We start from the raw sequence: 11813 nt of genomic DNA, 5'->3' as shown, positions 1-11813 counted from the left end.
TTTTTGGCCCTACCTAAGCCAGCCTGAAAGACGCTTCCAGCGTGTCGCGGCTGTTGGATCCTACGAACACTTGGAAGGCGCCCGGATCGCTTGAGAAGCCCAGATCGGAATGATGGTACCGCAGCTGCTCTTCCGTCAGCGTGAAGGTTGCGGTCTTGCTTTCTCCCGGCTGAAGCTCCAGCTGTACGAAGCCTTTAAGCTCGCGCAGCGGGCGTACAACTTCCCCGGCTACGTCGCGAATGTAAAGCTGAACCGTTTCAACCCCGGCACGTTCTCCCGTATTGGTCACTTTCACTTGAACCGCAACCGGTTCACCCGCCTTCATCTCGCCGCTCGAAAGCGTCAGGTCGCCGTATTCGAATTTCGTGTACGAAAGCCCGAAACCGAACGGCAGCAGCGGATCGTTGGGACTGTCGATATATTTGGATACGTAACGTTCGTCCGATTTGGAAGGATCCATCGGGCGACCCGTATTGAAATGGTTATAATAAACCGGCACCTGGCCTACCGACTGCGGGAAGGACATCGTCAGACGCCCGGACGGATTCACCCGGCCGAGCAAAATGTCGGCGATGGCGGCTCCGCCTTCGCTGCCCGGGAACCAAGCCTCGAGCACCGCGTCGGCCTCGTCGAAAATGCCGTGCAAATCAAGCGGACGGCCGTTGAACAGAACGGCTGCCATCGGCTTGCCAAGCTTCTTCAGCCATTTCAACAGCTCAAGCTGCGCCTTCGGCAAGCGGATGTCCGTTCTCGAGCCGCCTTCGCCGCTCATCGCCGATTCTTCCCCCAAAGCCAATACGATGATGTCAGCGTTTCGTGCGGTTTCCAGCGCTGCCTCAAGCTGGTCCGGCGTCATGCTGTCGATGCTGCAGCCTTCGCTGACGACGAGCGTTCCATCGAAGCGTTCCTTCAGCGCCGCCGCAAGCGGAGCCGCGTCTTCTTTCTCGCCGACGCAGGACCACCAGCCGAGGATGTCGTTGCTTTGCGCAAACGGTCCGATCAATGCGACGTTTGCGCCGGCCTGCAGCGGCAGGACGCCGTTATTTTTCAACAGGACGCTGGACTTGGCAGCCAGCTCGTAAGACACGCTGCGGTGTTCCTCGCAGAACAGAATTTCTTTTTCGCGTTCCGGATCTGCGGCGCGCAGCGGATTTTCAAAAAGACCGAGTTTGTTTTTCAGCCGTAAAATGCGCAGAACAGCTTCGTCGATGAGGGCTTCGTCGACTTTGCCGCCCTCGACCAACTCCGGCAAATGACGGACATAGCAAGGCGTCATCATCTCGATGTCGACGCCGGCCCGGATCGCCCGGTACGCCGCTTCGCGGTCGTCTTCCGCCGCGCCGTGCGCGATCATTTCGCGGATCGACGCCCAGTCGGAGATCAACACGCCTTCAAAGCCCCACTCGTCGCGCAAAATGCCGCGCATCAGCTTTTCGTTGCCTGTCGCCGGAATGCCGTCCACGGTGTTGAACGACGTCATCACCATTTCGCAGCCTTCGTCAAGCGCCGCTTTATAGGCCGGCAAATATTGTTCGCGCAGCTGGCGTTCGGACATGTTGACCGTATTGTAGTCCCGGCCGCCTTCCGGAGCCCCGTAAGCCGCAAAATGCTTCACGCATGCCGCCAAACGGTCCGTTTCCTCCTGCAAGTCGTTTCCTTGGTAGCCTTTAACGAAAGCCCGCGCAAACAGGCCGTTCAAATAAGGGTCCTCGCCCGTCGTTTCCATGACTCTGCCCCAACGCGGATCGCGCACGAGGTCGACCATCGGGGCAAACGTCACGTGGATGCCGGATACAGCCGATTCTTTGGCGGCGATTTCCGCGCTTTTCTCCGCCAGTTCCAAATCCCAGGAGCAGCCGATGGCCAGCGGGATCGGGAAAATGGTTTTAAAACCGTGCACGACGTCCGCCATGAACATCAGCGGAATGCCAAGCCGGCTTTTTTTCAGGTATGATTGCTGCACGTCGATGACCGCCTGCGCTCCGGAGAGGCCGAGTACGGAACCGCTGGCGGTTACCATCGGTTCGGTGATACCCATCTCCTCCATCGGTCCGGTCACTTGCCCTTCGTTGTCGGTGCCCTCATGAAAATGGGCCGTAAGCTGCAGCAATTGGGCTATTTTCTCTTCGAGCGTCATTTGCTTTACAAGGCCTTCTAATTGCTGAATATCCATACAGTTTCCCTCCACAACCCGCTTATTTTTAATCCAGCCGGTTTTTCTCTTTTTCGCTGTACAGGCGCATGGCCGAAAAAAATTTCTACATTATATATGAAAGATTTATAGAATGCCGAAGGCCTGTTTCAGGCTTGTCGGCATCCTTTCTTCTTTCTCAGGAGCTTGCGCAAAACCTGCCTGCCCTCGCGGGCCGGGCAAGGAACGAAAACTTCCCCTAGTCTCATTCGTTGTGCAAACTCCTCATTCAGAAGAACGATGCTCTATCGTCTCTTCACGAGGCCGGAAGCCCGTATGTCCCGGATGGAAAATAAAGGTCTTTCGGCCGCCATGATGAGAAGAACCCGGCTGCACCCTAATGCTGCACACCGGGTTCCAGGACCGAAAGCTGCGGATCGAAATCAGGCAGCCCGCCATCCTTTTATTAAGAGGTATCTTTACTTCGCGAATTTGCTGTTTAATTCATCCAAAACCGGTTGAACGAGGGATTGCTTGCTTTCCACCCATTTCTTCCAGTTCGCTTCCAAATCGCCGCTTTGCAGGATCAGGTTGGCGTACTCGTTTTGATATTCGAACGACGCTTGGCTTTTCGCTTTGGAATCATACAACTGAACGTCCCAATCGTACGTAGCCAGCTTGCCGCCCTCTTTTCCGAGTTTGGCTTTTTCTTGGAAAAGCTGCACGGCCCGGTCGCGGTATTCCTTCTTGATAGCAGGGTTCACGACGCTGAAGTCGTCGCCCAGGACATACAGACCTTCAAAACGCGCAGGATATTTGTCTTCGAGCGATGTTCCTTCCGGAAGCAGGCTTACAGGCTCGTTTTTGTCGTCGTATTTCCAGTCTTTTCCTTCAAAGCCCATGTTGACGAGCATTTGTCCTTCTTTGCTTGTCGAGTAATCGAGAATGTCCATAATACGCTCAAACTTCTCTTTGCTGATGTTCGGCGAGAAGATCAAGGACGACCAGAAGTTGACCTGCTCCAGATTGCGGTACTTCCCGTCGTCGCCGAGAACGATTGCCGTATGCACCAGATCGTCGCTGCTGACGCCCAGGTTTTTCTGCATGTTTTTGTCCAGGTCCTGTCTGTACGAAGCCAGGCCGCCGAGGGACATGATGCCGGCTACGCCTTTGACTCTGAAGTTGTCGCTGCCTTCGTTGTTTTTCCATGTGTAGAACTCAGGGTTCAAGAGGCCTTCTTTGTACGCTTTTTGCATCAGCTTCAAGCCGGTCAACGTTTCAGGATCGGCAGGACCCCAATGGAATTTGCCGTCTTCGCCTTTGTAAAATGCGGATTCCACGCGGGAGTGTTCGCTGTTGGCCATGATGATGTTCGTCAAAGCATCGTCCGCGTTATAAGACATCGGAACCAGCTTGGAGCCCAGTTTGCCCGGGTCCTTCTCTTTGATCAGTTCGGCATAATGAATCAGCTCGCTTGTCGTGTATGCGTCCTTAAGCTCGAATCCGACGGCTTTCGCCCAGTCCTTGCGCAGCGCGATGACGCCGATTTGGTTCACGAGCGGATCGGCCGGTTTGTTTTGGTAATACACCGGTTTCGGCAGGATGTACGTGCCGCCTGTCAGCTCTTCCAATTTGTCCCCAAGGCCCGTCAGCTTGTAGGCTGCGGCCACGTTCGGCCAGCGTTCTTTCCAGTCATCCGGGAATTTATACAAAAGTCCTTGGTCTACGTAGTTCATGAAGTCGCCGTGCACATAGTTCCAGCTTGCCACGTCGGGCAGGTCGCCGGAGTTGATCCACAGGCGGAGTTTTTCCGGCCACGAATCCCACTGCACATAGTTGTAATCCCATTCGACATTGAACTTGTCCATCCAGTACTTGTGGAACTCGTTGTCCAATACGCCGTCTTTCACTTCCGTGGTTTGCGCAACGGAGATTTTCAGCTTGTCCTTGTAGTTTCCGTCCGCGTTTTTTTCGTTGCCGCCGGATGATGCCGAATCTTTCGAGCAGGCAGTGACCGTCACCATAACCGCCGACAGCGCAACGGCCAGGAGTGGTTTAAGCAGCTTTTTGGTGTTCATGTTTTTCCCCCACTTTGATCAGATTTTTGCAGTTCAGGCTTTTGCAAAATTCGATTCCGGCCGCTCCAGAGTACAATATATAGACGAATTAAACCGTTTCGCTATATATTGCTGATTGGAAGTCGCTTTTCGGATTTTTGCAAAATCCTCAGTTAAAAATCTATTGTGTAATCAGGTCTTGATAGCCCCTGTTAACACCCCTTTGGCGAAGTGCTTTTGCAGCATCGGGAAGAAGCACATAATCGGCACCATCGATACGAAGACCGAGGCCATTTTCATTCCCGTGGAGAAACCGGATTTGTTCAGGGCATCCACGCTGGACGCGTTCGAAACGTTCGTTGACGATTCGACGATGATCGTTCGCAGCACGTTTTGCAGCGGCAGCATTTCCGCCTTTCGCAGGAAGATCATGGCGTCGTACCATCCGTTCCAAAAGGCTACGCCGTAGAACAACGTGATGGTGGCCATAATCGGCGCGGCCAGCGGCAGCACGATGGAGAACAGGATCTTCCATTCTCCGGCTCCGTCAAGTCTGGCGGATTCCATGAGCGATTCCGGGAGGCCTTGAAAATAGTTCATCATCAGGATCATGTTGAAGGCGCTGAAGCTTCCAACAAGGATGACCGACCACAAGGTGCCTGTCAGGTGAAGCGACTTCATGACCAGGTAAAGCGGTACGATCCCGCCGTTGAAAATCATGGTGAACAGGACCAGGAAAAAGATCAGCTTTTTGCCCGGAAACTTGTCCCGGCTGAGGCCGTAAGCCATCGTGCTTGTCAGGAACAAGCTGAGCGGCAGCCCGACGACGAGAATCTTGATCGTATTCCAGAAGCCCGTCAAAATCCTTCCGTCCTGGAACAGCGCCCGGTAGGCATCCAGCGTCGGATGCTTCGGAAACAGCATCATCGGGTTATCGGCGTATTCCTTTTGCGAAGCGAACGAAATCGCGATCACGTTGATGAACGGGATCAGGATCATTAAGGACAAAATAATCAGGACGATCAGCAAAGCATAGTCGAGAAACGTCATTTTGCCGATCCGGTATTTATGCCGTTTTGCGGTAGCGGTACTCATCTGTTATTCACTCCTTTCCTAGCGGAACAAGCCGTCTCCGCCCATCAGTTTCGCCACTCGGTCGGCGGCCAGCAGCAGGATCATGTTCACCAGGGAACGGAACAAGCTGACGGCGGTCGAGAACGAGAAGTCCGTCGAGGACTGGAACGTAATGCGGTAGATGTACACGTCAAGCACCTGGGACACGTTTTGCGTGGCTGCATTCGCCAAGTTGAAGATCTGGTCGAAGCCCGCGGACATCAAACCGCCCACGTTAAGAATGAACATGACGGTAACGGTCGGAAGAATGTTCGGCAGCGTAATTTTGAAAATTTGCTGCATTCGCGAAGCGCCGTCGATTTGGGCCGATTCGTACTGGTCCTGATCGATGCCGGAAATGGCCGCCAGGAAGATGATTGCGCCCCAGCCGGTCGACTTCCAGATGTCGGTGAGAATGAGCATCGGCAGGAACATGTTTTCCGAGCCCAGGAAGTTGATCGTCGGCAGCCCCATCAGCTGCAGCGCGCTGTTCAGCAATCCGTCATAGGAAAGCACGTTGATGACGATCCCGGAAACGATAATCCAGGACAGGAACTGCGGAAACGTAAATACCGTTTGGAACAGCTTTTTGGTCTTGCGCATCCGCAGCTCGTTCAGCAGCAGCGCAAGCAGAATCGGGAACGGGAACGTGATCACCAGCTTGATGATGTTGATGTACAGCGTTCTCCATACGGCCTGCGCGAAAGTCGGGTCGCGGAAGACGTACTTGAAGTTTTCGAATCCCACCCAAGGGCTTCCCCAAATGCCCTCGTTGGCCTTGTAATGCTTGAATGCCAGCGACAGACCGCCCATCGGCAGGTAAGCGAACAAAACCAACCAGACCAGGCCGGGAATCAGCAGGGTGTAAGTCATTCGGTGCTTCCAGATTTCCCTGTACCAAGGATTCGCGGAACGCGCTCGTAATTTTTTGTCAGGCCCTAAGGCTGCGGGTTTCAATTTGCATCGCCTCACTCTACTTAATTCTTTTCATTAAACAGGAAGTCGAAGGACGTTTTCAGGTGCCGTTCCCAGAAAAACCAATCATGCGTTCCCGGACCCTCGACATACCGGAATTCAAACGGCGTCTTCCGCATATATTCGGCAAACTCGCGATTCATCCCGATAAAAGGATCCTCTGTTCCGCAGCAGCATAACACCGAAGGCAGCTTGCCGCCTTCTTCGATCCTTCTCGCGGCAAGGGCATACAAATCCTGATCCGGCTTTACCGCCAGCTCCGTGCCGAATACGGCCCGCATTTCCCTTGCCATTCCCGCGTCCATGTTTGGATCGCGAAGGCGTTTCTGGATATCGGTAACGCCGGATAGGGATACCGCCTTCGCATACCGGTCCGGGTAGGTCAAGGCGCATTTCAAGGCTCCGTACCCGCCCATCGACAAGCCGGCCACGAAGGTCCTTTCGGGGTCGGCATTCAGCCGGAGCATTCGCCCGCAAATGCCCGGAAGCTCCTGCGTCACGTAATGGAAGTAGTCGAGACCGTATTCCATATCGGTGTAATAACTTCGGTTCGCTTCCGGCATGATCACCGTGCAGCCGTATTTCGCGGCATACAGCTCGATGGTTGTCAGCCGGTGCCAAGTGCTGGCGTTGTCCCCTGCGCCGTGCAGCAGATAAAGCGTGCTGTTTGCCTGGACGCCGGCATCGACGGGAGATACCACGTGGATGTTGGTTGTCATTCGCAACGTAGGCGATCCCGTGTCTATCGTTAAATGCGCCATATGCAACCCCTTTCATCGGCATCAGTTTACAACATACAGTTTCAAATCTGCTTTTGAATCGATATTTCCATATACAAATTCGACATCTTTCTTAGCTGTTTTAGCGAAACGTTTCTTTGATTGTGACTCGTTCGCTGTCAACGTCCAATTAATGCCTATTTTCCTGTATTTTTAAACCTTTCAGCCTCCAATTGTCGATGTTACCCATTGAATTCAAGAGCTTTATTTGCAGTTTGTAAGCGATTAATTCGAATCGTTTCGATTAACATCATAAATCCTCTTGTCACTTCATGTCAACTACCTTTTTCTCAAACTTCTTTCGATGCCATGGAATGTTCAATTTTTCTACTAAACACCCCATTTTTAACTCGGATTTCTATAAGGAAAGCGATTTCCGAGCGATTGTTGACATCCTCTTCGTCTTGTAATAAATTCTAGTTTAAAAGAATATCATGGAAACGTTTCTATTGAATGAGAAAGAAGGGCTTAGGATGTCCATTCGATTAACCGGATTCGTAAATTTTGTAACGAAACATCACTTAAACGTGCTGTCCGCTCGAGTGCTTCAAAACGGTGCGCAAATTGCCGCTTGGGACGTAACCCGGGACGAGCGCCGACTGCAGCATTCGGTAAGCAAATCCTTTACCTGCATGGCTGTCGGGTTGGCCATTGACGAAGGAAAGCTGTCCCTTGAAACGAAGCTGAAGGACTTTTTTCCTGAACATGCCCAAATCCGCTCCGACGTTCCCTCATCCATGCAGCCTGGGGAACTGACGCTGTACAATCTGCTCCGGATGTCGTCCGGGCATGACTCGCCTCCGCTTTGGGCCGAAGAAAGAGCAACTCTTCAGGAAAAGGATTGGGTGAAGCATTATATGTCCCTTCCGCTGGACAGGCCCCAGGGAGAAAAATTCACGTACAGCAGCGGCGACACGTTCGTCATTTCGGCGCTGGTGCAGGCCGCCGTCGGCGAAACCGTCAAAGATTATTTGACGCCACGGCTGTTCGAGCCGCTTGGCATCCATGACGTCGCCTGGGAGACGTCCCCGCTTGGCGTAACGCTTGGATGTGCCGGACTCTCGATCAGCAACGAAGAGCTGAGCCGGTTCGGGCAATTCCTTTTGCAAAAAGGAATGTGGCAAGGACGGCAGCTGGTGCCGGCGGAATGGATCGAGTTTGCGACGCGCAAACAGATCGACAACGAGGGAAGTCCGGATTGGAGCCAAGGCTACGGCTGCCAATTCTGGATGTGCAGGCATGACGCCTATCGGGCCGACGGTGCTCGCGGGCAGCTTTGCGTCGTCCTTCCGGGCAAAAACGCGGTGATTGCCATTAACAGTGAGGAAGACGATATTCAGGGGATTCTTGACGCAGTGTGGGCGGAAATTTTGCCGCAGCTGTAATTGGGAGAATGGGGATGCGGATTGAAAAAAAAGCCAGCCGAAATTTCGGCTGGCTTGTTCTGACTTACATCGATAAACGAAAGTAACCCACTCCTAAGGTTAGCGCCTCAAGTGGGTTACTGCACGTATCATTCGCATGATCTCGGAGGGGAATCCCACTCAAGATGTTTTGTACAAGGGGCGACCCGGGCCGGCTGCTCCTTACTTATTGTTATCTTAGCATATGGAGAAATATACCTCAGGGTATAGGGGCTCATCTTCTTTATAAGAGCATACTCTCCTCCCAAGAGCGGCTCCCCATCCAGATCGGGATACAGCCCCTCCGGGCTGACTGCGAAGCGGATGCTAACGAAGTTTACGCTCCGACGAACCCTATTGGGTTCTCACCCCTCCGAGGAATGAAAAAATCCGCTATCAATGAGCGGATTTTTTTGTACGTCCCAGGAGGGATTCGAACCCCCGACCGACGGCTTAGAAGGCCGTTGCTCTATCCTGCTGAGCTACTGGGACTTAGTATGTAATAAAAACGGCGCGTTTATTATTATAGCGCATTTTCCGAAAAATTCAAAGGGAAATTTTCGAATATGAATCATCGGGGCGCCGGCGGGGTAATATGATAACAGCAAACCCATGGCAAAGGAGTTATGGCAATGCGTCAACTGCTGTCGGCATTATCGTATTTCAGCATCTTTTTCGCGCCGTTTATCCTTCCCGTCATCATCTGGATCCTATGCAGGGATGATGCGTATGTCGCCACGCACTCAAAACGGGCGCTTCTCTCGCATATCCTCCCTTTCGTCGCAGCGCTCCCCCTGCTCGTCCTTACCTTCGGCGCGGATAATCCGGGATCTGTGCTTGGATATATCATTTTGTTCATCATCATCTATTTCGGAACGATGATCTACAATATCGTCAAGGGCGTTCAAGTGCTGCGCGAATATGCCTGAACCAAAAAAATCCCTTCCATTATATGTAACATCATCCAGATGAAAAACCTCCGGTTGGTCCGGAGGTTTTTCGCTTTAGGGGTTACTTATTGCCAAAACGTCTTGGGTTTTGCGGAACAGCCAAATTTCTGTCGTTTTTACTCAGGACCTCATCGGCAAATTCAGTCTGGTGGGCATACTTGTTGCCTTTCGTCTTTTTGTACGTCAATGCCACTTTCGCTCACCCCCCTAAGCATAGTATGGGATGTGAGCGAGGCAGCTATGACCTTCAATATCTGGCTCGTCATGCAAGCCTGCGCAGAGGTCTAAAAATGCCGCAGTGCAGCGTTATTCATGACATCATCCCTCTTCTTGTGACAAGTTCTCCAGGGCGTTTGCCGCCCGGACAGACATTTTATGCCCTTGTTCGGCATATATCTGTATCACTTTCAGAAAAGGGATTTTTTGCAAAAGAAAGGATGATCCGTCATGTGCGGAATAACCGGTTTTATTGAGTGGAGCGGCGATTTGACGCAACATTCGCAGACTCTCGTAAAAATGACGGAAACCTTGACACCAAGGGGACCGGACGCCTCTGGAACCTGGATCTCGGGCCCCTGCGCCTTCGGACACCGGAGGCTCAGCGTCATCGATCCGGAAAACGGGGCACAGCCCATGCTTGTATACGATGATGAGGATTTATACACCATAGTATATAACGGGGAATTGTACAACGCGGCCGAGCTGAAGCGGGAGCTGCGAAAAAGAGGGCATCGTTTCCGGACGAATTGCGATACGGAAGTTCTTTTGGTCTCCTACATCGAATGGGGGCCTGCTTGCGTCGACAAGTTTAACGGCATTTTTGCTTTTGCCATCTGGGACAGCGTGCGGGAACAGGTCTTTATGGCCCGCGACCGGCTGGGCGTCAAACCCTTTTTCTACAGCCTGATCGACGGTACCTTTGTTTTCGGCTCCGAACCCAAGGCGCTGCTTCAGCATCCGAAAATCGAGCCCGTCGTCGGCGCCGAGGGGCTGGCGGAAATCTTCATCATCGGACCGGCGCGCACGCCGGGTCATGGCGTATACCGCGACATCCAAGAGCTGCGCGCAGGGCATGCGATGGTATTCAGCCGCCAAGGTTTAAGCATTCATCAATACTGGAAACTCGACAGCTACCAGCATGAGGAAGATACCGAAACGACCGCCGCGCAGCTTCGCGACCTGCTTCAGGATACGCTGGAACGCCAGCTTGTCTCCGACGTGCCGGTATGCACGCTGCTTTCCGGGGGACTCGATTCCAGCGCGCTTACGGCGCTTGCGGTGCAGTATTACAACCGGACGGGGCAAGGGCAAATGGACACCTATTCGGTGGACTACGTCGGCAACGACAAAAACTTTAAATCCCATGCGTTTCAGCCGGGTGCCGACGCCCCGTGGATTCAGCGCATGGTCGAGGAGCTTGGCACGAGGCATCATTACATCGAGTTCGACACACCGGAGCTGATCGATTCGCTGAACAACTCCACCCTGACACGGGATTTGCCCGGCATGGCCGATGTGGACGGTTCCCTTTACCTGTTTTGCCGGGAAATCAAAAAAGGCGCTACCGTAGCCGTATCCGGGGAAGCGGCGGACGAAATTTTCGGCGGTTACCCCTGGTTTCACCGTGAAGAGATGCTGAATTCGGGCACGTTCCCGTGGGCGGTGGCTGCGGATATGCGCACCAGCCTGCTTTCTCCCGAAATCCGCGAATGGACGCGGCCGCTCGAATACCTGGGGGACCGCTATGCCGAAGCCGTCCGGGAGGTGCCGAAGCTGCGCGGGGAAACCGGCAAGCAGGCGCAGATGCGCGTCATGTCCTATTTGAACATTACCCGCTTCATGCCGACGCTTCTTGACCGGAAAGACCGGATGAGCATGGGGGTCGGCCTGGAGGTCCGCGTTCCTTATTGCGATCACCGGCTGGTTCAATACGTGTGGAATATTCCATGGGAAATGAAAATGACGGGCGGGCGCGAAAAAGGCATTTTGCGCAAAGCGCTGGAAGGCGTTCTGCCGGAAGACGTGCTGTACCGTAAAAAAAGCCCCTATCCAAAAACCCACAACCCCGATTTCCTCACCGCCGTCAAACAGCAAATGCTCGACATTCTGGACGATTCCTCTTCGCCGATTCTGCCGCTGATCGATCGGGCAAAAATCCGTGAGATTGCCGCTTCCCCCGAAGCGTCCACGAATTTGCCCTGGTTCGGCCAACTGATGTCCGGGCCGCAGTTGTTCGCGTATCTTGCGCAGGTGAACAACTGGCTGAAAACGTACGAAGTTTCGATAAAATAGAAGCTGCTTTAGCTTCAGGTTCGCTTCATCGAAAAAGCCCGTTCCAACGGAACGGGCCATCTTGTTTTATGTGCCGTTTCTTAGACGTGAAAGTGACTTGCCTGCAAAAAAGA

The 11813-nt window shown here is 53.2% G+C and carries 8 protein-coding genes and 1 tRNA gene; 3 read left to right on the top strand and 6 right to left on the bottom strand.

What is annotated here, in order from left to right:
• Positions 1 to 13 precede the first annotated feature (13 nt).
• From RJP21_RS26965 to RJP21_RS26945, 5 genes are all read right to left on the bottom strand, one after another.
• Positions 14 to 2173 carry a glycoside hydrolase family 3 N-terminal domain-containing protein gene (locus RJP21_RS26965; protein ID WP_310862031.1) on the bottom strand — a complete coding sequence of 720 codons (2160 nt, stop codon included), beginning with the start codon at positions 2171 to 2173 and terminating at the stop codon, positions 14 to 16.
• A 437-nt stretch (positions 2174 to 2610) separates the two neighbouring features.
• Complete coding sequence (locus tag RJP21_RS26960; RefSeq protein ID WP_310862030.1) at positions 2611 to 4209, bottom strand: type 2 periplasmic-binding domain-containing protein; 1599 nt, start codon at positions 4207 to 4209, stop codon at positions 2611 to 2613.
• 171 nt (positions 4210 to 4380) lie between these two features.
• The gene (locus tag RJP21_RS26955) at positions 4381 to 5283 is read right to left on the bottom strand and encodes a carbohydrate ABC transporter permease (RefSeq protein WP_310862029.1); all 903 of its coding nucleotides are present in this window, start codon (positions 5281 to 5283) and stop codon (positions 4381 to 4383) included.
• Positions 5284 to 5301: 18 nt separating this feature from the next.
• Complete coding sequence (locus tag RJP21_RS26950) at positions 5302 to 6258, bottom strand: ABC transporter permease (protein ID WP_310862028.1); 957 nt, start codon at positions 6256 to 6258, stop codon at positions 5302 to 5304.
• 20 nt (positions 6259 to 6278) lie between these two features.
• Positions 6279 to 7037, bottom strand: a complete 759-nt coding sequence (locus RJP21_RS26945; RefSeq protein WP_310862027.1) for an alpha/beta hydrolase — start codon at positions 7035 to 7037, stop codon at positions 6279 to 6281.
• Positions 7038 to 7528: 491 nt separating this feature from the next.
• Here RJP21_RS26945 and RJP21_RS26940 point away from each other — a divergent pair, with 491 nt between their 5' ends.
• On the top strand, positions 7529 to 8440 hold the full coding sequence (locus tag RJP21_RS26940; protein ID WP_310862026.1) for a serine hydrolase domain-containing protein: 912 nt from the start codon (positions 7529 to 7531) through the stop codon (positions 8438 to 8440).
• A gap of 436 nt (positions 8441 to 8876) precedes the next feature.
• Here RJP21_RS26940 and RJP21_RS26935 read toward each other — a convergent pair.
• A tRNA-Arg gene (locus tag RJP21_RS26935) sits at positions 8877 to 8950 on the bottom strand.
• Positions 8951 to 9090: 140 nt separating this feature from the next.
• On the opposite strand from RJP21_RS26935, the gene RJP21_RS26930 reads away from it, so the two are divergent.
• Entirely contained in the window at positions 9091 to 9387 is a 297-nt protein-coding gene (locus RJP21_RS26930) for a magnetosome magnetite crystal formation protein family (protein WP_310862025.1), read from the top strand.
• 468 nt (positions 9388 to 9855) lie between these two features.
• Positions 9856 to 11700, top strand: a complete 1845-nt coding sequence (gene asnB / locus RJP21_RS26925) for an asparagine synthase (glutamine-hydrolyzing) (RefSeq protein WP_310862024.1) — start codon at positions 9856 to 9858, stop codon at positions 11698 to 11700.
• Positions 11701 to 11813: the final 113 nt, after the last annotated feature.

This window comes from Paenibacillus sp. VCA1, assembly GCF_031583795.1.
Classification (GTDB): Bacteria; Bacillota; Bacilli; order Paenibacillales; family Paenibacillaceae; genus Paenibacillus_AQ; species Paenibacillus_AQ albilobatus.
The sequence above is the reverse complement of the archived record's forward strand: the minus strand, read 5'-3'. Positions and strand labels throughout refer to the sequence as shown.